Genomic DNA, 22,373 nt, shown 5'->3' with positions numbered 1-22,373 from the left:
TATTTTACCTAACTTGTTCTCAGGGCGGGGTGAAATTCCCCACTCGCGGTAGCCAGTTTATTCTGGAAGCCCAAAAGGAGGACAGCAGATCTGGTTAGAAGCCAGAGATGACGGTATAGTCCGGATGGAAGAGGATAAGACAGTCAGTAACCTACCGGAAATCACTTGAACAAAAGATAAGTTAAAAATCGTCAAATAGCCCCGAACCAGGGGCTATTATTTTTAGCAACTAGGAACAAGCACAGTTACTGCACTACATGCTAGTCCGTATTATGCAGCTACTATACGATGGAAAGCGATGGGATTTTTCATGAAAATAAAACGGCTGTTGTCAGTGGTTCTACTGTGGTGTCTGGTTTTGCTGGCGGGCTGCTCTGACAATCCCAAACAAGGGGAAGAAACATGGGTGTTGGAGCGGGAAAATGCAATAACCTTCTCTGATGGTGAAAGCGCAAACCTGTGGCGGAGAGATTATATTGACGATGCTCTTTACAAGCTTTCGGATGGAACCATTCTACTAACCATCCGAGTCTCTATTGGCCCGGACAATGTTTATGTCGGTGGGGTGGAGAGCTTCGATGATTTGAGTGAGTCTGCCCAAAAGGCCGTCAGTGGATTTTATGAAGGGCAGGGCTTACTCTACGACACGCTAGCTGAACTGCAAAATGCTTATGAAGAGTATCTGACCTGTAAGGAAAGTGGAAAGGTATACCAGGAACGTTTTATCAGTCAGGATATTGCTCCCACAGCCTCTAACGATAATATCATGTGCTTTCTTACATCAGTAACCCTACCCGTGAATGGGCAGATGGCACAGGAGATTCGTCTGGGTGCGGCGTTTGACCGGAAGACTGGTGAGGTGCTGAGTAACTGGGATATGTTTACTCTGCCAGAGGAGAAAACCCGACAGTGGCTCTTGGATAAGTTTGTCGTTGCCGCTCCTGCTTTACGGGCCGAAATGGAAGCTGCATTGAAACCCGAATATATTATCTTGTTTCCCCAAAATATGGAAGTATCTTTTCCTCAGGGAACCCTGCCGAGCCAAGAGTATAGTTATCGTGTTAGCTTAGACTATAATGACCTCCGGGAAGTGCTTCAGGCCTGGGCCATTCCAAATCAAGTTAAAAGGTGAGGTTACACTATAATGTTCTTTCAGGCCACTAGTATTTGTTGTTACTTTAAACAAATGCATACACTTGTCATTTCTTATAGTTAAAACCTCCTGTGTTAATTCACATTTTATAGCAAATGTGACATAAGCATACAATTGATAAAACCAGCCCTTTTAACAGAGCTGGTTTTTATCATTGCTATTCCCAAACCTTAACTTCTTTCATTTTCGTGCCGGGTTTAATCTGGTCAACAAACTCCATACCTTCAGTAACTTTGCCAAATACAGTATGTACACCATTTAGGTGAGGTTGTGGTTCATAGACGATAAAGAATTGGCTGCCACCAGTGTCTTTACCGGCATGGGCCATTGATAAGGAACCACGTTCATGCTTGTGGGGGTTGCCTGCTGTTTCACACTTAATGGTGTAGCCAGGGCCACCGGTACCAGTGCCATGGGGGCAACCGCCCTGGGCAACAAAGCCGGGGATTACACGGTGAAAGTTAAGACCATTGTAGAAACCGTCATTGGCTAATTTTTCAAAGTTAGCAACTGTTCCAGGTGCTGCTTCGTCGAAAAACTCAATTAAAATCTTACCGCCATTTTCTAATTCGATACTACCTTTTTTCAAAAAAAGCGCCTCCTTTGTCAATAACTCTCATTATTCTACTACAAAGAAGTCATACAGGCAAATAATGTCATAAAAAAACCACGGCCCATGGTCCTCCCAGGCGGATGCCATAGCCTTATTGATTTAGGTTTTTAATTCTCTCATTTGAGCGATTGCAGCTTCCCAATGTTCTAAATCCCTTAGTAAACTCTGCAACCTTGGAAATTCCGGATCATCTTTTACATTTTGTATCAGATCTGCCAAGGTCAGTAACTCCCTTGATCTCTGAGAATTTGGTTGAGCATCGGTCAATTCTGTAAAGCCCGACTCCTCCCTGATTTTATACCAAAGTAAAACCAAGGGATGCAAATTTATACTGGATTCTGGATTCCAACCATCCATTTTATGTACTTCTTTTTTAATAAAGGCATGTCCCAGTGTATCTTCCAAAAGACGCAGTGCTTCGTGAATATCCATTTATTAACCTCCCACCGTTATCCATATACATATATTATAGCAAAAGAGCTATACGTAAGTTGTTCACTTATGTATAATTATTTTGACCAATTATGTTCTTAGTTAAGTACTGGGGGTATCAGGTATGCTAACCTTTGTGGCATTGGATCTGGAAACATCGGGGCTAAACTGCTTGCAGGACGAAATAATTGAAGTGGGCCTGGTCAAAATAATTGACGGCCAGGAAAGCGAATATTTTACCTCCCTGGTTCGGCCCAGGGGTATCTTGCCGGTTAAGATAAAACGCCTTACTGGCATAAATGATCAGGACTTTGTGAATGCCCCTGATATTCAGGAAATCATGCCCCAGATACTAAGTTTTATTGAAGATTACCCGTTGTTGGGCCACAATGTCAAATTTGATTACGATTTTTTAACCGCAGCAGCAAAGCAACCACTCTTAAATACACTTTACGATACCCTTGAACTGGCCAAATATATCATGCCCAATGCTTCCAGTCATCGTCTGGGTAGGCTATGCAATGACCTGAATATATTGATACCAAACCAGCATCGAGCCCTTGACGATGCCAGGGGTTGTGCTGGCCTACTGCTAAAATTACTCGATCAATGCCGAGAATTTGAACCAGACATCATTTGGCAATTAAGCCAACTTTTGAGTCAAGCCAGTTCTACGTGGCATCCTGTGTTGCAAACCTTGAGCAGCCAAATGATCAAATTATTCCCGAATAGAAAAATCACAGCTCCCTTACCAGGGGCTAAAGAGGATGATAAGCCTAAGGAACATCGGTCAGAACAAGAAGGTAATTTAAATCAGGAACATTGTTTAGCTGTCCTGGGTGAGGCGGGGTTGCTGGAAAAAACCTTGCCTGGCTTTCATTTTCGATCCCAGCAATGTGAGATGATGGAGTATGTCATCAAGGGCCTTAATGAGGATAAAATAGTCTTAGTGGAGGCTGGTACTGGTACTGGGAAATCCCTGGCATATTTAGTGCCTGCCATAGCCTGGGCCAAACAAAAGGATCAGCGTGTAATTATTTCTACCCATACCATTAATTTGCAGGAGCAATTATGGAATAAGGATATTCCTATACTAGAAAAGTTACCCAATTATGAATTTAAGGCTGCCATTATGAAAGGTCGCAGCAACTATTTATGCCTTCGGCGCTGGCAATCTTTAATGAAGGAAACCAACCATACCCAGGAAGAAGCAGCCTTTTTAGCCAAAATTCTCATTTGGCTATACAAAACCAATATAGGTGATAAAGCGGATCTGATCTTGAGTTATCAGGATCTAGAATATTGGTATCGTATTTGCTGTGAAAGTCATGGCTGCCTGGGTAACCGTTGTAGTTACTTTAAAGAAAAATGTTTCTTTATGGCTGCCAGGCGTAGGGCAGAACGGGCAGATATCGTGATCGTTAACCATTCCTTGCTGCTTAGTGACGCTAATGCGGACAATATGATTTTGCCCTCCTACGGCTCTTTAATTATCGATGAGGCCCATCACCTGGAAAGCTGTGCCACAGATCACCTGGGTAGATCAGCCACCCGATTAGAAGTTGTGCGATGGTTAGCTGCCGTTACAAAACTCCAGAAAAGGGTCGATCAAGCTTTATTCCTTGATGAAAATGAATTATGGCCAAAGCTAATCGTCAAAGGCAATGATGCAAAACAGAAAACCCGTGAGGCTGCCCAAAGCTTTTTTGAACTACTCACAAATTGGCTCAATTTTACTGCGAATAACGCGGAAGGCCGCTCAAGTATGCGATTTTTCCAGGAGGGAAAACTAGAGGGTAGTCCCAGTTTACCGCCCGCAGTGGATTCCGCATTGGATAATTTATTAGTAAATCTGCGAACCCTTTGTCAGGTATTAATAAAAATGTCAGACCAACTTGAAGAGAGATCGGTTACTGGAGATACACCCGGTATCATTCGGGATTTATCCTCCTGGGCCTCCATCGGTCAAGACCTCAGTAATAGTCTTGAATTAATCTGTAGGAGTTACGAAGATGACCAAGTTTACTGGGTTGAAGGGGGCGGCAGTTCACCCGAGGTGATATTGAGATCTGCTCCCATTGACGTTGGACCGCTGTTGTACGAAAAATTGTTTTCTGAGCCAAGGCCAGTTATTTTAACATCGGCAACCCTTTCCGTGGACGGCAATTTTAAACATTATCAAAAAAGCATTGGGCTTGATTGTCTGTCGCCAAATAATGTTCTGGAAAAACAACTGGGCTCGCCCTTTAATTACGGTGAACAGTCTCTTTTATGCGTTACCAGGAATATACCACAGCCGGGACAAACGGTTGGTAAGGATTATCATGATGTTTTAGCCAAGGCTATTTTTCAAATTTCTTTAGCAGCGGCAGGTCGTACCCTTGTGCTATTCACTTCCCATCGTTCCCTAAGGGAGACCTATCAGCGGCTAAAACAGCAATATGAAGCTGAGGATATTTGTTTACTTGGTCATGAACTGGATGGCAGTCGAAGCCGCTTGGTGGAGCAATTTATGGAAGGAAAAAGAACTGTTTTATTTGGTGCCGCAAGCTTTTGGGAGGGAGTCGATATACCAGGTGATGCATTGTCCTGCGTAATTATTGTAAAACTGCCCTTTGTCCCCCCAAACCATCCAGTTACTGAAGCAAGGCTGCAAAAATTATCTCGCTTAGGGAAAAATGGATTTATGGAATACCAAATCCCCCAGGCAGTTATCAAATTTAAACAAGGCTTTGGTCGTCTGATTCGGGGACCAAAAGATAGGGGAGTAGTGGTGGTATTGGATAGTCGCTTGGCCGAAAGAAAATACGGACATAAATTTTTTAATTCTCTGCCAGTAGCACATCATATTCGGGATAATTGGATAGAAATTTCCAACAAAGTAAATAAATGGTTGAATGTTGGAAAATAATCTCTCCACCCCTTTCACTAAATGGTAGACAGTGCTAAAATAAAGTAATGCATAAGGCAGTATCTTAAAATATTGCGGGGAGGTTCCCGATGAAAGGTCAACACATACCCAGTTTATTTACACTGGGCAATTTATTATTTGGTGTCTTTGCCTTAGTTCTGGCACTGGATCAAGAGTACATTCAAGGTGGTATGATGGTGCTCTTAGCTGGTGTTATGGACTATTTGGATGGCAAAGTTGCAAGAAAACTTAATGTTTCTTCTGAGTTTGGTAAGGAATTAGATTCCCTATCAGACCTTGTATCCTTTGGAGTGGCACCGGCTATTTTAGCATACGCCTTACAATTATCGAATTGGGGCTATTGGGGGTTAGCTATTTCTTTGGCCTTTGTTACCTGTGGTGCGTTGCGACTAGCAAGATTTAATGTTAGTACATTTTCTGGAAGTTTTATGGGTGTCCCCATCACCGCAGCTGGCGGTACGGTGGCACTATTAATCATTTCCTCTGGAAAATTACCTATTTTAGTACTTCCCATGGTTATGTTGTTATTATCTTGGTTAATGATTAGTAAAGTAAAAATACCGAAATTCTAGCAAATTTTTTCTGCATGGTATTTTTTACGCTAAGACGTCATATTGTTACACAGATGCACAATATTGACCCCAAACTAATACAATAATAAGGAATTCAGATTAAAGAGGGGTGAAAGGAATGCGTGTGTACTTTGTACGGCTTCCCAATTTTATACGTTCTTTTTTATTAAAAATTTGGAGTTGAGAATAGGGCAGGCCGGGTGGCTTGCCTTATTCTTTTAAAAAAATGTAAAAACATTTGCTTTTATGCAGGACTTACGGATATTATAGTCGTATTTTACATTATATAACAAATTTACCAATTAAATAATATTGGTTATTGCTGGAAGAGGGTGTCTTCGCTGGCTCAGCTTTTTATTTGCATAATATTATTTCTAGGTGTATCACAGTGGACTTATGAAAATTATAATCTTAATCGTTATGTTTACTTTTTTTTAAATTTAATTTTTGTGACTGGCATCGTGTTTTTTATGTTATGGAAGTTTAAAAAGGTTGACCATGATTTAAGCAGCCACAAAGGACTTAAATTGTTTGAGGACCTATCCATGGCAATCATTGCCGTGGACCAAACTGGCAAAATTATTCTGCTTAACAATTTTGCCAGGAAAATATCCGGTGTCTCTCCTGGTGAGAGTCAAATAAACATATTGCAAAATACATATCCCACGGATACCCCTTTATTTTTCCTTGCCCAAACCCTGCAAAGGGATGAAGAGTTTCATGAACAATATTACAATTACCAAGATGCTCAGGAAGTTGTCTATATGTATCTAAGTACTACAAAAATACTTAATGAATCGGGACAACAGGAGGGAGCACTTTTAATTGCCTGTCAGGTCTCTGAACAAGCCTTTTTAAGCAGACATTTAAGTCAGAGGGGAAAGCTTGCTATGATAGGAGAATTGGCAGCTGGAACAGCCCATGAAATTCGTAATCCCCTCACTTCTATAAAAGGTTTGGTACAATTAATCGAACAGCGATTTTCCCAGGATGATCCTGCAAGGCAACATATTAATATTATTTTAAAGGAAATCGAACAGATTAATAGTATCATCAAAGAATTATTGTTATTAGCCCGGAGGACAACCCCCAATCTCAGCTTTGCCTCTTTACCTGCAATGTTAGATCAAGTGCTTTTATTAGTTGAGGGAGAAGCAAATATTAAAGGAATTAAAATTATTAAGGATTACAATGACCAGTTGCCGCTAATGATATTAGATGAGGATCAGATAAAACAGGTGTTTTTGCATTTGGCAACTAACGCAATTTACGCCATGCCAACCGGGGGAGAATTTAGAGTTTTCGCTCAGTACATTGAAAATAATAAGGCTATATCCGTATCTTTTATTGATACAGGTATTGGCATTAATAAAGAGAATATACCAAGGCTGTTTCAGCCATTTTTCACAACCCGTCCCGAGGGTACAGGTTTAGGACTTCCGGTAAGCTATCAAATTGTTGACAACCATGGTGGAAAAATATCGGTTTATTCGGAGCCTGGCAAGGGTAGTTCCTTTATTGTGACCTTACCTTTAGCAAAGGCTTAATGATCCGATTTATAAAGAGAAAACCCCTTAGTAGGCTAAGAGGTTAAACCGATACCTAATATGCCACCTAGTCCACCGGCTGCAAGAGCCAATACCAATTTTCCAAGGGCACTGGGAAATAACACATTTCCGGGCAAAAACAAACCAACTAATAGCCAAATTATGATAAAGGTCAGTATTCCTACGCCAAGGCCATTAAAAAGCCCTTTACTGCGAGTCCTTCTTGCAGCATAACCAGCGCCTAGTAAAACACTTAAAAAAAGTATAAGGATGGCAACCCAAGACATCGATTTTTCGGGAGCATTCGTAAAATAATAGATTAACCCGGCCAGTACACTAAAAACGAATGAAAAGCCCAAAGCAACTAAGGTTCCACGGAAAATTGAAGTAAAATTTAACATGGGAGTCCTTGGGACATCTTGCTTAAAAGCCATATTTTTTACCTCCTAACACTATTTAACATATTTTTATGTGGCAAACTGATGTTTATGCCATAAAAGAAAGGAAGACAATATGGATAGGGAATTTATCTTAAGTTATCAAATTGGTGAAACGTTATATCTAAATGTTACAAACCGATGTTTAAACAAATGTGCTTTTTGTATTCGCGAAACACCCTCGGGAATTGGCTTTAATTTATGGTTAAATAAAGAACCCACTATCGATGAGGTCTTAGCAACGGTAAAAGATCCCGGGCAGTATCAAGAGATCGTTTTTTGTGGTTACGGCGAACCCTTGATAAGGCTGGATGTTGTTAAAGAGGTTGCTAAAAAGCTCAAAGAAATGGGTGCTAAGTGCATTCGCATCAATACAAATGGTCAGGCTAATCGTTATTATGGGCATAATGTTGCCCCTGAGTTAGTTGGATTAGTTGATATCATGTCAATTTCTTTAAATGCTCAAAATGCCGCCGTTTATACGGAAATATGCAAGCCTGTAGATGGTGAGAATGCTTATTTTGCTATGTTGGAATTTGCACGAAAATGTGTAGGGGTGATTCCCCGGGTTATTTTATCTGTGGTTGAATGGCCGGGGGTAGATGTAGGGGCCTGTCGTGCCATTGCGGAAGATTTAGGTGCGGAGTTTCGACTCAGAAAACCAACAATTTAATGTAAACCATGTGCCAAAATTGAATAAAACAGCAACCCCAATTTCGGGGTGCTGTTTTATTCAGCCAATGGATTATCTCCGGTGCCGCCTGAGCGATCTTTATTACTGTTATGATCATAAAAGTCATGCTCCCACTTACCATCGACATGAATATGGGTGGCAGAGCCAGTTGGTTCATGAACAAATTTTTTGCCCGGATCATCATGCTTTTCTTCTTCTAATTGATAATTATTTCTATTATCCCCTGTCATTAAAATAAACACCTCCATGACCATTTGTATTAATTTCACCAGATAAATTTTAGTTATACACTAAAATCTTATATTTTCTGATCGTGTTAGAAAAAAACTACCGGGAAAGAATAATAAAAAAATCAGGAAGGTGAAATTTATGAGTAGAGATATGAACGTATTCGATACTTTTGATATTGCCATTATTGGTTGTGGGCCAGCGGGCCTATCTGCTGCAATAAATGGGGCTATTCGGAAGAAGAAGGTTGCTATCTTTGGTACAGATTTCTGCAGCCCGAAACTGCACCATGCACCACATATCGATAATTATCTTGGGTTTCACAATATAAAGGGTGAAGAGCTTCGTCAAAGGTTTTTGCAACACGTAACAGCAATGGGTTTGAAAATCAGCCAAAGTAAGATTACCGGAGTTTATCCGGATCAGAATGGCTTTACTCTACAATCCCGGGATAAATTCTATGCGGCGAAAACGGTTATCCTTGCCAGTGGGGTCAGCACCATCAAACCAATTGAGCAAGAGATTGAATACCTGGGGAGAGGGGTTAGCTACTGTGCCACCTGTGACGGACCTCTGTATAAAGGAAAAAAGGTTATCATTTTGGCCTATAATAAAGAGGGGTTAGAAGAAGCAAACTTCTTAGCAGAATTGGCTTCAGAGGTTACTTTGGTTTCCCAGGTTAAAGAACAGGATGCGCAGGGAATTCAGCTTGATAAAAGTATTAAAGTGGTTAATGGTAAACCTTTAAGAATTATCGGAGAAATATGGGCCACCGGTGTGGCGTTGGACAGTGGTGAAATTCATGCAGACGGTATCTTCATCATTCGTGATTCCGTCTTACCCGATCAATTGGTACCAGGTCTTGATTTTTCCACTAAAGGAATTAAGGTGGATCGTACAGGTGCCACAAACATACCAGGAGTTTTTGCTGCGGGGGATTGTATAGGTGCACCTTATCAATTAAGTAAAGCAACCGGGGAGGGTCAGGTAGCAGCTTTAAGTGCTGTGAAATATATTGACGAGCTAAAAGCTAGGTCCTGAAAAATGGTCATGGCCGGAAGCCATTAGCTTTTAGCCCTTAGCACAAAATCGAAAGCCTAAGAGCTAAAGGCTAAAGGCAAAAAGATGCTGTTACACCAATCTCTTGGTCATGGGAAAGTTTTCATCGTCAAAGGCGTAATGTACACTGGGTAAAAAACCCTGTCTACCCCAAAAGCCAACGGAATTGTCTCTGGGGTCCAAGGTATTGACCTTGGCCTCCAACTCAATGGAAAGGCAACCACTCGTTCTAAGATAATTTTCTAATAACTGATAAACCTGTGTACCAAGATTTTGTTGTCTTAATGACAGTGGTATTTGGATATAATGAATTTTGGCCTGGGGTAAGCCACCCCGGTCCTTTTTTAGTTGGAAAATTAAATAAAAGTTTTCTTCTTCTACTTCGTTATTGTGCTGTGTGGAAGTTAGATATACACAATTGGGGAACAACACATGCTTTACCAGACAAAGGGAGTGTTTCATTAAGTCTTCCAATATAGTTTGAAAACGCTCAATTTCTCTGTCTGGGGCTTTCATTACTTGCATAATATCACCCCTCATGGTTTCTACCTATAATATACACCCTAGACTTCGCCATTGGAATCTAAATTAACGATTTAATTTAAAAGAATATTGTCACATTTGAGATTGATTTGACGCACGAAAATGGTAATAAGTGGAAGGAATACAAGGCTCCGCCCAAGAAGTTTATTTCAAATATTAATAAAGGAGCGGTGCTGAATGTTGAGCTTTAAGGAGATACTATTAAAAACATTAATAAGGATAAATTTTTTTCAAAATCTAGCCTGCCTGTATGAAGCAACCGGGGCCGGTAAGTTAGCATTGCGTTCCCTTGAGAAAGCCATCGCAATAGACCAAGATAATACGGACTTGCACTTACAGGCCAGTCGCATTTATCTAAAACTGGGTCAAATTGATCAAGCCGCCTTACATTGTAAAAAGGCTGCCTCTGGTCTTGGGCCGGGAAGTTTTATTTATTGGTTGGAGCGGTCTAAAAATAGGGGGCTTAAACCGAATCATTGGGAACAAAGTGAAATTTTAGAGCTGCGGGAGGAATTACCTGCATATTATGCTGACCCAACTGAGGATCAAACTTCTGAATTTAACAACAGTGGACTTTATCTCTTGGAGAATGGAAGATATCGTGAAGCCCTTGCTTGTTTTAAGCAAGCCATGGTTTTAGATGGTGATTCAGCTATTTTGTTTAATACGGGTATTTGTTTAAGCAAGCTTAATCAGCACCAGGAAGCCTTAGCCTATTACATTGAGGCTCAATTTAAGGGAATTAACAGCCCAGAACTGCTAAATAATAAAGGTTATAGTTTATTCCATCTGGAACGATACGAAGAGGCACTTGCTTGTTATGAAGTTGCTCGTCAGTATTTACCACAAGATATTACTTTGTTAAGCAATCTGGCATCCTGTTACAGATTTATGAAGAGGACTTCTAATGCAATTGATTGTTATAAAAGTGCTATCAAAGCCTATCCCAATGATGCTACTCTCTACAATAATCTAGCAATTTGCTATGAAGATATCGCCAACCCGAAAGAGGCATTGGAAAACTATGAAATGGCCTTAAAATTTTCCCCCGAAAATTGTACCTTCCTCTTAAATTATTGTGTTTGCTTAGAAAGTTTAGGACATATACAAGAAGCCCTCCATACGGTAATGAAAATTTTGGATCTTGAACCCCAAAATTACCGGGCCTGGGGGCTTAGGGCAGATCTACTAATTAATCAGGGTAAAATGAAAGAAGCCGCTGCGTGTTATGAGAAAGCCTTTGGTTTGGCAGTTTAGTAGCCAAATGATGGCTATTTTTTTTGCCTTTTAGCAGGGAGAATGGAAGTTGGGGAGAATATAGTAAAGTTTAGGGCCGGGAGAAATACTATTTTTAAGGGAGGAAGACAAATGTTCGAATTAACAGTAAAGAGTAAATTCTCCGCCGCCCATGTTCTATGTGGGTATCCAGGTGATTGTGCAAATCTCCACGGACATACTTGGACCGTTGAAGTTAAGGTCTCTGGTCATAGTCTCAACGAACTGGGTATGTTAGTTGATTTTAAGGATATTAAAAAACAACTTGCTGCCATTGTGGATCAATTTGATCATCGTTATTTAAATGATTTACCTGGCTTTGGAGAAGCTGGGGTAAACCCTACGGCGGAGAACATATCCTACTATATTTTCCAGGCATTAGCTCAAAGGGTAGGAAATATTAGAGAAGGTGTAAGGCTTAAAGAGGTTTCTGTTTGGGAATCTCCCGATGCTTATGCTACCTATCGGGAGGATTTTTGATGAATAGTGTCGTTTTACTTTCCGGAGGGTTGGATTCAGCGGTAAATCTAGCCTATGCCCAAACAGAGGGAGATGTAAGATTGGCACTGACCATAAACTATGGTCAGCGTGCTGCCCGACGTGAAATAGAGGCTGCAGGTAAATTAGCCGAATACTACAAGATACCCTTTCAAGTTATTGAACTGCCTTGGTTGGCGGAAATCACCAAAACAGCATTGGTTAATCAAGATCGTCAGTTGCCAGAGCCAGCAGCTCAGGATTTGGACATGGGTGATTTAGCCACAAAAAACGCTGCTGCGGTTTGGGTGCCAAATCGTAACGGATTATTTGTCAACATTGCTGCCTGTTTTGCCGAAACTCTTAATTGTGAGCTCGTCATTACAGGGTTTAACCGTGAAGAAGCTGTGACTTTTGCCGATAACACGCCGGAATTCTCCGCGGCAGCAACTGCCGCCATGTTTTATTCCACTGCGAATAAAGTTAAAGTCTTAAGTTATACAGGACGTTTGGATAAAAAGGAAATCGTAGCCTTGGGGGTTCGGTTAGGATTACCCTGGGAATTGATTTGGAGTTGTTATCATGGGTCTACCCAAATGTGCGGCAAATGTGAAAGTTGTCTTCGTTTGATGCGGGCCTTTCGCAAGCAAAATATAGATTTGCCCCTAAGCTTATTCGAAACTAATTCGGGAGGGAAATAGCTTGCTAGTCCAGGTTCTCAAAGCACCGTTAAAATATGATGGTACTCAGTTGTCTTCCCTTTTTGCCTTTCGCAATTATGGCCTTCAGGGAGATAGTATTCTTTGTTTCCGGGGTGGCTGTCAGGTGGCCTTAACCGAAATGGTGGATTTAGCGGATGTTCGCGCAAATTCCCCTATTTTTAGCGAAGATATGCTGCATTTTATTATTGAACACTTTGACCATCATTTAGAGAGTACGGTTATTCGTCAAAGACTTTTTATTGCAATCATTAAGGAAATCATTGAAGATAGAATGGGTATCAAATTTTCTCGCAGTGGCGATGATCTATATAAAGACAACTTAAAATTATCTGTATCCATTGCTACAGCTAGTCCGGTATCTACCATGATTCATACTGGGTTAAATGTTTCTTCCCAAAATACACCTGTACCAACCATTGGCCTGGCTGATCTAGGCTTGTCAACAGATGAAATACTCCCCTTTGGTGACTTAATAGCCCAGAAATATAAAAAGGAAATAGAAAGCATCCGCCTGGCAAGGTGTAAGGTTAGGGGGGTAAGTTAGTTGTTTCAAGAGGTTTTTTCTTCGGTACAGGGAGAAGGTCCTTACGTTGGTACAAGACAAGTATTTGTACGGTTTACAGGCTGCAATTTGAATTGTGCTTTTTGTGATACACCGACAAATACTAAACCTGAGCACTTTGTCTTAGAAAAGACGCCAGGTCTAAGGGACTTCATACAAATCAAAAATCCTGTGGAACCAATAAGGATGGCTGAACTAATTAAGCATTATTATAATTTAGAAAATCATCACTCGGTGAGTCTTACAGGTGGTGAACCACTATTACACACCGATTATATTGCTCAATTGGTTCCTCTTGTTCAGGGAACCAAACGGGGAATTTTTTTGGAAACCAATGGTACTTTGCCGGAAAAATTAGCTTCAATAATTAACCGAATTGACATAATCAGTATGGATATTAAATTATTCAGTTCAACCAAAGAAAAAACCCCCTGGGAGCTGCACAAGGAGTTTTTGCAAGTTGCTTCCCAAAAAGATGTTTACGTTAAGGTAGTGGTTTCTTCTGCTACTAACTTTGACGAGTTGGAACAAGTTGTTGAACTAATAAAAAACATAAACCGGAATATTGAATTAGTATTACAACCTGTAACACCCAAGGGAGGTATTGCTCCCTTGGACAACCATTCACTTCTCTTATTACAAGAGCAAGCACTTAAGACACTAAAAAATGTGAGGGTTATCCCACAAACTCATTTGATGATGGGGCAACTTTAAGGAGCTGAGACAATGTTCGATTTACCAAAAATCGAAAAGGCTGTGAAAATGATACTTGAGGCCATCGGAGAGGACCCTAATAGAGAAGGGCTTGTAGAAACCCCTGCCAGGGTAGCAAAAATGTACCAGGAAATTTTTTCTGGACTAGCAGAAGATCCCCAAGAACATCTGGACAAAACCTTTTCAGAACAACATGAGGAAATGGTGTTGGTAAAGGACATCCAATTGTTTAGTATGTGTGAGCATCACTTAATTCCCTTCACGGGCAAAGCTCATGTTTGTTATATACCAAGGAATGGCAAGGTAACTGGATTATCTAAATTGGCCAGACTAGCCAACGGCTATGCCCGCCGGCCCCAACTTCAGGAACGGCTAACCACACAAATTGCTGATGCTATCATGTCCCGTCTAAATCCCTACGGTGTTCTAGTGGTAGTGGAGGCGGAACACCTCTGTATGTCCATGCGAGGCGTCAGATCCCCAGGTGCTCATACTGTTACCTCTGCGGTGAGGGGTATTTTCAAAAAGAACGAGGCATCACGTGCCGAAGCACTGAGTCTCATTCTTAAGAGATAGTCTTTGGGGTCTAGCCGTCAGCCATCAGCCTAAGGGCCAGGGCTCCTTTGAAAAGACTCCAGAGAAGGAAAGGCAAAAAAGATGAGGGCTGACGGCTGGGTTTGACCCCAACAACCAATGGTTATAAGTAAAATTGGAGGAATATTATGAGTTCTGAAAACAAAGGTTCTGACAAGCTCGAATTAATTGCCCAAAGGAGTTTTTCCAACTATGCAGAAATGTATAAAATTGTAGATTTTCTAAATCGTACACTAAAGGAAAAACAAATAATTTTTGGCCTAACAAAGGATAAAAACGGTAATATGACAATTTCTATCTATGAAACTTAGGAGGTTGTAAATGCGCATTCTAATTTCCAACGATGATGGCATTTATGCTGATGGTATCGGGGAACTGAGAAAGGCTCTGGAGCAGATAACCAGCGAGGTTTACGTAGTGGCACCGGATCGTGAGAGGAGTGCCTGCGGGCATGGTATTACGGTAACTCGTCCCCTCAGGGCAAAGGACTACCAGTTTAAGTCCGGTCATGCCAAGGGGTGGTTGGTTGACGGAACCCCTGCGGATTGTGTTAAGTTGGGCTTGGAATCCCTACTACCTGAACCACCGGATTTAGTTGTTTCTGGCATTAACTTAGGTCCTAATTTAGGAACGGATGTACTCTATTCTGGCACAGTTTCTGCGGCCTATGAAGCCATCATTAACCATGTTCCAGCCATTGCAGTCTCTTTGGCAGCTTGGGATAAGCTCAACTACAAACCAGCAGCGGAATTTATGAAGGAATTTATCCCATTAATTGCAAAAAATCCCCTTAAAGAAGGAACATTGTTAAATATAAATATACCGAATAACTATGACGGAAAGGGCATGAAAGCTACTCGATTGGCTCGCCGCCGGTATATTAGATGTTTCGATCAAAGAGTAGATCCCAGAGGTAAGACTTATTTTTGGATGGCTGGGGAACCATACAATCTTGATGATGATGATGTAGAAACCGATGCAGCTGCTATAAACAATGGGTATGTATCCATAACACCCTTACTTTTAGATCTAACGGATTACTCCTTTAAAAACAAAATGATCGGCTGGCTGCCGACCAAGATATAGATAATAAAAAGAAGTGCCGCACACTAATAAGTAGCTGCGACACTTCTTTTTTATACAATTATACTAATTCATTGGCTCTTTCTAAGGCAATTTTTACAAAGTTGCCACATTGACGGGAAGTTAAGTTTCCATAGTCACTATGTTCCCCTAAAATTAAACCCTCAACGCCTTGCTGGTTAGCAGCATAATGCTTCATTTTCCAATTCATAACTTTATCCCGACCCATGACGATTCCTCCTCGTAAATTTTTTCGCCGAATATTCTTGCACAGGTATAAATTCAGTTTGCGTGAATCGTAGCCTGAGACAGCATTCGGCGGTAAAAGAAAAGGTTATCACTGAAGCTTGGTTCAGGGAAATTTCTAATGATAGTTTGTGATACTTTTGCAAATAATATTTTGCTAAGATTTTGGCGAAAAAACCATATTTCTTAGGCACGTTTGTCAATTATATTTTTTATAAATTTAATATTATCCCGGTGAATTCCCCCTAATAAAAACAGAAAGAAAAGATAAGAAATACATCCTGCCGGCAAGGCACCCAACAAAGTAAATAAAGGTGAAAATGATAAAAATGATTTTACCTGCCAGATAACCAATCCCATACCCAATGCTGCTAAAAAAGGTTTTACGATATCATGGGACCAATTAATTTGATAACCAATTAATTTACGCAAATTGAGATAATTTAAAAATGCCATGGTGATATAACCAATATTCATGGAATAGGCAGCACCTAAGACACCAAATTGAGGCAAAGTAATTAAGTAATATAGCCCAAGAATTTTAATAATCGAGGCAACCATCATGTTTTTAAAAGGTATCATAGCTTGACCCATTCCTTGTAAAATACCCGTTGTTGTTTGTTGAAAGTATAAAAAGGGAGCTCCTATGGCAAAAGCACCTAATATAACTCCTGCATCTGCATAGCCGAAAAGCACACCACACATTTCCTTGGGAAGCAAAAGGAAGACCGCTATACAGGGAAACCCGACACAAAAAGTAATGCGTAATGCCTTGGAGGTTCGGTTTTGGACTAATCGGTAGTTGTTTAGGGCTAGGGCATCTGAAATAGCAGGTATTAGTGCGGTGGCTAAGGAAATGGTGATCATGGAAGGAGTAAATAATAAAGCCTCAGCGATACCAACAAATTGGCCATATGCCGAGGTTGCATCACTTACGGACATGCCTGCCGCCTGCAATCTCTGAGGGATTAATACCGCTTCCACAGACAATATTAATGTGCTAAAGAATCTTGTCAAAGTAACAGGTATACCTAGGCCGAATATACGAGTTAAGGTAGTTTTGACTGGCTCTGGATAAATATTTGGTCCTACCGAATAGGGTCTCTGACGATTAAAGTAAAGATATATCATCGTCAGGCAACCGGCTACTTCTCCTATAACAACACCTAGGGCTGCCCCCATGGCGGCGAATTCCACACCCCTTGGCAACAAAAGATAGGCTATAAATAGGCCGGTAACCACCCGCACGATCTGCTCCAGAGTTTGTGTTATAGCTGTTGGCGTCATTTGCTGCAAGCCTTGAAAATAACCACGAAAGGCTGAACAAATTGCTACTACAATTATGCCGGGTACAAGACAAAGAAAGATATAATAAACCTTTGGATTTGGAAACAAGTATTTTGTTAAAAGCGGGGCGCAAAGGATTAACAACGTTGTAAAAAAGATACTAGAAACAATTAATATCGATAAACAAATTTTAAATATTCGATTAGCCCCTCGGATATTGTTTCGTGCAACCTCCTCTGCCACCAGTTTTGCAATTGCTACGGGTATTCCCATGCTGGCCAGTACCATAACCAGTATATAGATGGGAAAAACCATGTTGAACAAGCCTACGCCTTCTGGTTTAATTAATCGTATAATAACCATTTGATAAATAAAACCAATTACTCGGTTGATAAAACTGGCAGATAGCAGGATTAAAGCACCGGTCACAAAGGATTGTCGAGACATGTCCATTTTCCTTTCGTACTGGCAAGCCAGATAATCTTTAATTATATGTATGATTGACAACCCTTCTGTATGAAAAGAAGGCTTAATGAAAATCACTTTATAACACGACCAGAAAGCATAAGATTTTAAGGATGATCGTATTCAGAAAAGCTAAGGCTTGCTTGTGCCCTTAAAGGTGCGCTATAAATTTGGCGCGAGCCAAGCTTTTCTAAAAAATTTAAAGCAATTTTCGTTAAATTAAGAGGATTTAGATTAGACTTGTAGAAATGTTAACATAATTTTATTTTCAATTACCTACATACTCATATTCAACAAATAATGGGTAAGGGTATATAAATTACCAATTAGGGATACCATTATTTACAAAAGGAGGCCTGAACTTTGAAAAATTACCAATCCAACCAACTCCGAAATGTTGCAGTGGTGGCCCACGGCGGTTCTGGCAAGACATCTTTGGTAGAAGCTATGTTGTTTAATACCGGTACTCTTTCCAGACTTGGCAGAGTAGATGACGGAACAACTGTTTCTGATTACCACCCTGAAGAAACCGCACGCAAAATGACCATCCACACAAGTCTGGTCCCGGTTGAATGGAATAACACGAAAATAAATTTACTGGATACCCCAGGGTTTTCTGATTTCATTGGTGAAGTTAAAGGCTCTTTACGTGTTGTGGATGGCGCTCTCTTTGTGGTATCTGCGGTAGATGGTGTTCAAGTACAGCACGAAACGATTTGGGAAATGGCACCAAACTTACCAAAGATAGTAGTTATTAACAAAATGGATCGTGAAAATGCGAACTTTGACAAGGTAGTCGATGAATTAAAGGATAAATTTCAAGCTAATTTTGTACCTATTCAATTGCCCATTGGCTCCTTTAATGATTTTAAAGGTATCGTAAATGTAATGGGACAAAAAGCCTTCGAAGGAGAAGGAAAGGGTAAGGAAACTACTGTACCTGATGATTTAACGGATCAACTAGAGCTCTATTATGAAACCCTTATAGAAGCTGCCGCTGAGGGTGACGATGATCTTACCATGAAATACCTTGAAGGCGAAGCACTAACCGCCGATGAAATAAATGATGGTTTCCGTAAGTCTCTGGCTATGGGCAAAGTGGTGCCAATTCTAGCTTGCAGTGCCACAAAAAACATTGGTGTGTCTCAAATACTTGATTTCTTGGCGGAATACTTCCCGGCACCACAGGTGGAAGATGGCCCGGTTTCATCCCTGGTATTTAAGACCATTGCTGACCCCTATGTTGGAAAAATGAATTTCATAAAAGTGTTTAAAGGGCAATTAAAAAATGATTCCCCCATTGTCAATGCTTCCAAAGGAAAACCAGAAAAACTCAGTCAAATTCTTTATGTGCGTGGTAAAACAACCGTACCAACCGATATAGTACCCTGCGGAGATTTAGCTGTACTCGTTAAACTGCAGGATACTTCCACAGGAGATACCCTGGCTCACAAAGATAAGTCTGAATTATTAGAAGGTATTAATTTCCCTCAGCCAACCCTAACCATTGCTGTTATGCCAAAGAGTAAAAATGACGAAGACAAACTAGGCGATGCCTTATTTAAATTAATGGAAGAAGATCCTACCGTTAAGGTTCAGAAAAATACTGAAACCAAACAAACATTGCTCATTACCATGGGTGAGGCCCAGACCCAAATTATGGTTGACCGGCTAAAGAAAAAATATGGTGTTGATGTAATACTGGAGGAAGCAAGAGTACCTTACCGTGAGACCATACGTAAAAAGGTTGAAGTGGAGGGTAAGCATAAAAAACAATCCGGTGGACGTGGTCAATATGGTCATGCTTGGATTCGTTTTGAACCATCCGATGAACACTTTATTTTCGGAGAAGAAGTATTTGGTGGAGCAGTACCCAGAAACTTTTTCCCAGCCGTAGAAAAAGGACTTAGAGAAGCCCTTGAAGAAGGGGTTTTGGCAGGATTCCCTGTAACCGGTCTAAAAGCCACATTATATGATGGTTCTTATCACCCGGTGGACTCATCGGAAATGGCTTTTAAGATTGCAGCACATCTAGCCTTTAAAAAGGGATGTGACCAAGCCAGCCCGGTTTTATTAGAGCCTATTCAAAACGTTGAAGCTACTGTTCCGGAGAACTTCATGGGTGACATCATCAGTGACTTCAATACCAAAAGAGGTCGTGTGCTAGGTACCGAAGCCCTGGGCAAGAATGTGATCGTCAAAGCTCAAGTTCCTTTATCAGAAATGTATCGGTATGCCATTGACCTAAAATCTATGACCCAAGGCCGTGGCTCCTTCACAATGGAATTCGCCAGTTACGAAGAGTTCTCTGGTCGTGAAGCAGAAATGGTCATTAAGAAAGCCAAGGAAGAAAAAGAAGCGAAATAAATGCAACAAGGTAAAGAGGGTGTCGCCACTACTTCATATAGCAAGCGACACTCCCTTTTTAATTAGGCTTTGCGATCAAATGAAAAATGTCGAATATTGTCACATTTTTCAGAAAAAGATTGCATTTCATTTCCCGTAAAATTGTGTTAAGGTTAGTGGGGGTGGTGCAATGAAGCTTCGTGAAATTATGACTACCAATCCAATTTCCCTAACACCCGAACAAACTGCTCAAGAAGTTGCTAAAATCTTTCTAAACCAAGGGTTGGATGGAGCACCGGTCATCGACAACAACGGACAAATTATTGGCCTCTTTACAAAAAACCAGATTTATAAATTGGTCAGTGAAGGACTTAATATACTGACCCCCATTGGTGAGTTAATGGAACAGGAGATTAAGACAGGTTATCCCGATGATCATGTGGATAGCCTCTTAATTCAAGAATTAAACTGGTTGCCAATTGTAGAAGGCAATAAAGTAATAGGGATAATCACCCGCACGGACTTACTGCGAGTATTCATGGATTTTTATCGGGATATCTCCTGCGAACTAGACACAATCATTAACTCCATCTACGATATCATCGTATCAGTCGATGAAGAAGGGAATATCAAGGTATTTAACCAATCCGCAGAAAGATTTCTAGGACTGACAGCTCAGGATGTAAAGGGTAAAAACATAGAAGAATTTTTCCCCAACAGTGGCATGACGAATGTTATTCAAACCGGAAAAGAAGAACACATGCAAAAAATCATGCTAAATAACCAATGCTTTATTTCCAATATATCCCCTGTTAAAATAAAGGATAAGATTTTTGGTGCCGTGGCAGTTTTTCAACATTTTTCCGAACTGGAGAGAATATCCAGGGAACTAAAATATGTTAAGGAATTAAATCAGGAACTAGATGCCATTATAGAATCTTCCTTTGACGGATTATATATAACCAATGGAGAAGGTTTTACTCTTCGCGTTAATAAAGCTTATGAGCGTATAACCGGTGTGGATAGCTCCGTCTTTTTGGGCCGACATATTAAGGATATAATCAGGGAAGGGATTGTCTCTGAATCAGTTACATCATTGGTATTAGAACGCAAGGAACCCGTTACGATCATTCAACAAAATAAGAGCGGTAAAACTACATTAGCCACCGGTAACCCTGTTTTTGATAGAAACGGCAATATCTTTAGAGTGGTTAGTAATGTTCGTGATATCACGGAGCTTAATTTATTAAAACAAGAATTGGAACAAGCCCGTGGTTTAAGTTTACACTATGAGAAACAATTGCGTACCTTACGTTATGCTGGTTCAGATAAAATGGTAGTTCATTCAGCTAAAATGAAGGATCTTATGGGTCTTATCATGCGGTTGGCTAAGGTAGATTCAACAATTTTAATTACTGGTGAATCTGGAACTGGTAAAGAGTTAATTGCCGAAACCTTGCACAAAAACAGTACCCGATACGATGGACCTTTTATTAAGGTTAATTGCGGTGCCATACCGGAAAACCTGTTAGAGTCAGAATTATTTGGTTATGATTATGGTGCCTTTACCGGTGCTAAGAAACAAGGGAAAGCGGGATACTTTGAATTGGCCATGGGTGGAACATTATTTTTGGATGAAATCGGGGATCTGCCGCTGAATCTTCAGGTTAAACTCCTAAGGGTTTTGCAGAGTCGAGAAATTGTCCGGGTAGGAGGGGAAAAGCCCCTTAAAATTGATGCGCGTATTTTGGCTGGTACAAACCGTAATTTACTCGAGATGGTACAAAATAAAGAGTTCAGAGAGGATTTATACTATCGATTAAATGTAGTTCCCGTTAATGTTCCGCCACTTAGAGAAAGAAAAGAGGATATTCCGGTCCTGATTACTCATTTCGTTCTCATGTTTAACCTAAAATATAAGCTTAACAAAAGAATCTCCCAGGACATGATTGATATTTTACTGAGGTATGATTGGCCAGGCAATGTTCGGGAACTAGAGAATCTAATCGAAAGATTAGTCGTCGTTTCCTCCAGAGATACACTAACAAAGGACGATTTACCATCAAATTTAAGGGGAGATAATCTGGAGGTTTTAAATGTACAAGTCTCAGGCTTAATGCCTCTAAAAGATGCGGTGGAAAGTGTTGAGAAACAAGTATTAGAAAAGGCCTATGCTGAGTGCAGAACAACCAGGCAAATGGCGAAATTATTAAAGGTGGACGCTTCGACCATTGTTCGAAAAGCAGCCAAATATGGAATTAGCAAAGAAATATAAATGTTTTGAATGTTTCCAAAACGCAATATCTTGTTGCGTTTTGGAAACTAAAAATACAAGGTTAAATATTTCAAGAGCAATGTAATAACCGTAAGTTTTGTTTTTGCATAAGACAAA

At 40.5% G+C, this 22,373-nt stretch carries 23 protein-coding genes and 1 riboswitch; of the genes, 16 read left to right on the top strand and 7 right to left on the bottom strand.

The genetic code is table 11. From position 1 onward, the window contains the following. Positions 1-11 precede the first annotated feature (11 nt). Positions 12-140, top strand: a riboswitch (FMN riboswitch). Between the two features lie 170 nt (positions 141-310). Next, positions 311-1,132, top strand: a complete 822-nt coding sequence (locus V6C11_RS09065; RefSeq protein WP_333530818.1) for a hypothetical protein — start codon at positions 311-313, stop codon at positions 1,130-1,132. Positions 1,133-1,310: 178 nt separating this feature from the next. Here the strand turns inward: V6C11_RS09065 and V6C11_RS09060 are convergent, their stop codons facing one another. Next, positions 1,311-1,742: a peptidylprolyl isomerase gene (locus tag V6C11_RS09060; protein WP_333530817.1), complete on the bottom strand. Its 432-nt coding sequence runs from the start codon at positions 1,740-1,742 to the stop codon at positions 1,311-1,313. A 123-nt stretch (positions 1,743-1,865) separates the two neighbouring features. Further along, on the bottom strand, positions 1,866-2,198 hold the full coding sequence (locus V6C11_RS09055; protein ID WP_333530816.1) for a hypothetical protein: 333 nt from the start codon (positions 2,196-2,198) through the stop codon (positions 1,866-1,868). A gap of 124 nt (positions 2,199-2,322) precedes the next feature. Here V6C11_RS09055 and V6C11_RS09050 point away from each other — a divergent pair, with 124 nt between their 5' ends. The 3 genes from V6C11_RS09050 to V6C11_RS09040 all read left to right on the top strand — a co-directional run bounded on the left by V6C11_RS09050 (position 2,323) and on the right by V6C11_RS09040 (position 7,249). Then, a complete protein-coding gene (locus tag V6C11_RS09050; RefSeq protein ID WP_333530815.1) occupies positions 2,323-5,109 on the top strand; it encodes a helicase C-terminal domain-containing protein in 2,787 nt (928 codons plus the stop codon). A gap of 89 nt (positions 5,110-5,198) precedes the next feature. Continuing rightward, complete coding sequence (gene pssA, locus V6C11_RS09045) at positions 5,199-5,702, top strand: CDP-diacylglycerol--serine O-phosphatidyltransferase (protein ID WP_333530814.1); 504 nt, start codon at positions 5,199-5,201, stop codon at positions 5,700-5,702. A 545-nt stretch (positions 5,703-6,247) separates the two neighbouring features. Then, positions 6,248-7,249, top strand: coding sequence for a two-component system sensor histidine kinase NtrB (locus V6C11_RS09040; RefSeq protein ID WP_333530813.1), 1,002 nt, complete (start codon positions 6,248-6,250; stop codon positions 7,247-7,249). A 35-nt stretch (positions 7,250-7,284) separates the two neighbouring features. Here V6C11_RS09040 and V6C11_RS09035 read toward each other — a convergent pair whose 3' ends face one another. Then, positions 7,285-7,683: a TIGR04086 family membrane protein gene (locus V6C11_RS09035; protein ID WP_333530812.1), complete on the bottom strand. Its 399-nt coding sequence runs from the start codon at positions 7,681-7,683 to the stop codon at positions 7,285-7,287. 79 nt (positions 7,684-7,762) lie between these two features. On the opposite strand from V6C11_RS09035, the gene V6C11_RS09030 reads away from it, so the two are divergent. Continuing rightward, a complete protein-coding gene (locus V6C11_RS09030) occupies positions 7,763-8,359 on the top strand; it encodes a TatD family nuclease-associated radical SAM protein (protein WP_333530811.1) in 597 nt (198 codons plus the stop codon). Between the two features lie 56 nt (positions 8,360-8,415). Here V6C11_RS09030 and V6C11_RS09025 read toward each other — a convergent pair whose 3' ends face one another. Next, positions 8,416-8,610, bottom strand: coding sequence for an LAS seventeen-binding protein 3 (locus V6C11_RS09025; protein WP_333530810.1), 195 nt, complete (start codon positions 8,608-8,610; stop codon positions 8,416-8,418). Positions 8,611-8,749: 139 nt separating this feature from the next. Between V6C11_RS09025 and V6C11_RS09020 the strand changes: the two genes are divergently transcribed. Then, positions 8,750-9,649, top strand: a complete 900-nt coding sequence (locus V6C11_RS09020) for an NAD(P)/FAD-dependent oxidoreductase (protein ID WP_333530809.1) — start codon at positions 8,750-8,752, stop codon at positions 9,647-9,649. Positions 9,650-9,739: 90 nt separating this feature from the next. Here V6C11_RS09020 and V6C11_RS09015 read toward each other — a convergent pair whose 3' ends face one another. Continuing rightward, positions 9,740-10,192 carry an N-acetyltransferase gene (locus V6C11_RS09015; protein ID WP_333530808.1) on the bottom strand — a complete coding sequence of 151 codons (453 nt, stop codon included), beginning with the start codon at positions 10,190-10,192 and terminating at the stop codon, positions 9,740-9,742. Between the two features lie 195 nt (positions 10,193-10,387). On the opposite strand from V6C11_RS09015, the gene V6C11_RS09010 reads away from it, so the two are divergent. The 8 genes from V6C11_RS09010 to surE all read left to right on the top strand — a co-directional run bounded on the left by V6C11_RS09010 (position 10,388) and on the right by surE (position 15,640). Further along, positions 10,388-11,467, top strand: a complete 1,080-nt coding sequence (locus V6C11_RS09010; RefSeq protein ID WP_333530807.1) for a tetratricopeptide repeat protein — start codon at positions 10,388-10,390, stop codon at positions 11,465-11,467. Positions 11,468-11,578: 111 nt separating this feature from the next. After that, on the top strand, positions 11,579-11,965 hold the full coding sequence (gene queD, locus V6C11_RS09005) for a 6-carboxytetrahydropterin synthase QueD (protein WP_333530806.1): 387 nt from the start codon (positions 11,579-11,581) through the stop codon (positions 11,963-11,965). Continuing rightward, a complete protein-coding gene (gene queC, locus V6C11_RS09000; RefSeq protein ID WP_333530805.1) occupies positions 11,965-12,663 on the top strand; it encodes a 7-cyano-7-deazaguanine synthase QueC in 699 nt (232 codons plus the stop codon). The genes queD and queC overlap by 1 nt, the downstream gene beginning before the upstream one ends. A 1-nt stretch (position 12,664) precedes the next feature. Beyond that, on the top strand, positions 12,665-13,228 hold the full coding sequence (locus tag V6C11_RS08995) for a DUF366 family protein (RefSeq protein ID WP_333530804.1): 564 nt from the start codon (positions 12,665-12,667) through the stop codon (positions 13,226-13,228). Further along, positions 13,229-13,960 (top strand): 7-carboxy-7-deazaguanine synthase QueE, encoded by a 732-nt coding sequence (locus tag V6C11_RS08990; protein WP_333530803.1) that lies wholly within the window; start codon positions 13,229-13,231, stop codon positions 13,958-13,960. A 12-nt stretch (positions 13,961-13,972) separates the two neighbouring features. Next, on the top strand, positions 13,973-14,536 hold the full coding sequence (gene folE / locus V6C11_RS08985) for a GTP cyclohydrolase I FolE (protein WP_333530802.1): 564 nt from the start codon (positions 13,973-13,975) through the stop codon (positions 14,534-14,536). A 146-nt stretch (positions 14,537-14,682) separates the two neighbouring features. After that, positions 14,683-14,865, top strand: coding sequence for a YpmA family protein (locus tag V6C11_RS08980; protein ID WP_333530801.1), 183 nt, complete (start codon positions 14,683-14,685; stop codon positions 14,863-14,865). Positions 14,866-14,875: 10 nt separating this feature from the next. Then, on the top strand, positions 14,876-15,640 hold the full coding sequence (surE, locus tag V6C11_RS08975; protein WP_333530800.1) for a 5'/3'-nucleotidase SurE: 765 nt from the start codon (positions 14,876-14,878) through the stop codon (positions 15,638-15,640). A 58-nt stretch (positions 15,641-15,698) separates the two neighbouring features. Here surE and V6C11_RS08970 read toward each other — a convergent pair whose 3' ends face one another. Beyond that, positions 15,699-15,866: a small, acid-soluble spore protein, alpha/beta type gene (locus V6C11_RS08970; RefSeq protein ID WP_333530799.1), complete on the bottom strand. Its 168-nt coding sequence runs from the start codon at positions 15,864-15,866 to the stop codon at positions 15,699-15,701. A gap of 203 nt (positions 15,867-16,069) precedes the next feature. Next, positions 16,070-17,617 (bottom strand): stage V sporulation protein B, encoded by a 1,548-nt coding sequence (spoVB, locus tag V6C11_RS08965; RefSeq protein WP_333530925.1) that lies wholly within the window; start codon positions 17,615-17,617, stop codon positions 16,070-16,072. 381 nt (positions 17,618-17,998) lie between these two features. Here spoVB and fusA point away from each other — a divergent pair, with 381 nt between their 5' ends. Both fusA and V6C11_RS08955 read left to right on the top strand, forming a co-directional pair. Continuing rightward, complete coding sequence (gene fusA / locus V6C11_RS08960; RefSeq protein ID WP_333530798.1) at positions 17,999-20,002, top strand: elongation factor G; 2,004 nt, start codon at positions 17,999-18,001, stop codon at positions 20,000-20,002. Positions 20,003-20,171: 169 nt separating this feature from the next. Continuing rightward, entirely contained in the window at positions 20,172-22,256 is a 2,085-nt protein-coding gene (locus tag V6C11_RS08955; RefSeq protein WP_333530797.1) for a sigma 54-interacting transcriptional regulator, read from the top strand. The last annotated feature ends 117 nt before the right edge of the window (positions 22,257-22,373 follow it).

This window comes from Desulfotomaculum sp. 1211_IL3151, from assembly GCF_036763075.1.
Taxonomy (GTDB): Bacteria; Bacillota; Desulfotomaculia; order Desulfotomaculales; family Desulfotomaculaceae; genus Desulfotomaculum.
This window is presented reverse-complemented; position numbering and strand designations above follow the sequence as displayed.

Bases quoted from the DNA above. Each gene is read 5' to 3' on its own strand.
- V6C11_RS09065 (WP_333530818.1), top strand. From the start codon at position 311: ATGAAAATAAAACGGCTGTTGTCAGTGGTTCTACTGTGGTGTCTGGTT.
- V6C11_RS09055 (WP_333530816.1), bottom strand. From the start codon at position 2,198: ATGGATATTCACGAAGCACTGCGTCTTTTGGAAGATACACTGGGACAT.
- V6C11_RS09050 (WP_333530815.1), top strand. From the start codon at position 2,323: ATGCTAACCTTTGTGGCATTGGATCTGGAAACATCGGGGCTAAACTGC.
- pssA (WP_333530814.1), top strand. From the start codon at position 5,199: ATGAAAGGTCAACACATACCCAGTTTATTTACACTGGGCAATTTATTA.
- V6C11_RS09040 (WP_333530813.1), top strand. From the start codon at position 6,248: ATGGCAATCATTGCCGTGGACCAAACTGGCAAAATTATTCTGCTTAAC.
- V6C11_RS09035 (WP_333530812.1), bottom strand. From the start codon at position 7,683: ATGGCTTTTAAGCAAGATGTCCCAAGGACTCCCATGTTAAATTTTACT.
- V6C11_RS09030 (WP_333530811.1), top strand. From the start codon at position 7,763: ATGGATAGGGAATTTATCTTAAGTTATCAAATTGGTGAAACGTTATAT.
- V6C11_RS09025 (WP_333530810.1), bottom strand. From the start codon at position 8,610: ATGACAGGGGATAATAGAAATAATTATCAATTAGAAGAAGAAAAGCAT.
- V6C11_RS09020 (WP_333530809.1), top strand. From the start codon at position 8,750: ATGAGTAGAGATATGAACGTATTCGATACTTTTGATATTGCCATTATT.
- V6C11_RS09015 (WP_333530808.1), bottom strand. From the start codon at position 10,192: ATGCAAGTAATGAAAGCCCCAGACAGAGAAATTGAGCGTTTTCAAACT.
- V6C11_RS09010 (WP_333530807.1), top strand. From the start codon at position 10,388: ATGTTGAGCTTTAAGGAGATACTATTAAAAACATTAATAAGGATAAAT.
- queD (WP_333530806.1), top strand. From the start codon at position 11,579: ATGTTCGAATTAACAGTAAAGAGTAAATTCTCCGCCGCCCATGTTCTA.
- queC (WP_333530805.1), top strand. From the start codon at position 11,965: ATGAATAGTGTCGTTTTACTTTCCGGAGGGTTGGATTCAGCGGTAAAT.
- folE (WP_333530802.1), top strand. From the start codon at position 13,973: ATGTTCGATTTACCAAAAATCGAAAAGGCTGTGAAAATGATACTTGAG.
- V6C11_RS08980 (WP_333530801.1), top strand. From the start codon at position 14,683: ATGAGTTCTGAAAACAAAGGTTCTGACAAGCTCGAATTAATTGCCCAA.
- surE (WP_333530800.1), top strand. From the start codon at position 14,876: ATGCGCATTCTAATTTCCAACGATGATGGCATTTATGCTGATGGTATC.
- V6C11_RS08970 (WP_333530799.1), bottom strand. From the start codon at position 15,866: ATGGGTCGGGATAAAGTTATGAATTGGAAAATGAAGCATTATGCTGCT.
- spoVB (WP_333530925.1), bottom strand. From the start codon at position 17,617: ATGTCTCGACAATCCTTTGTGACCGGTGCTTTAATCCTGCTATCTGCC.
- V6C11_RS08955 (WP_333530797.1), top strand. From the start codon at position 20,172: ATGAAGCTTCGTGAAATTATGACTACCAATCCAATTTCCCTAACACCC.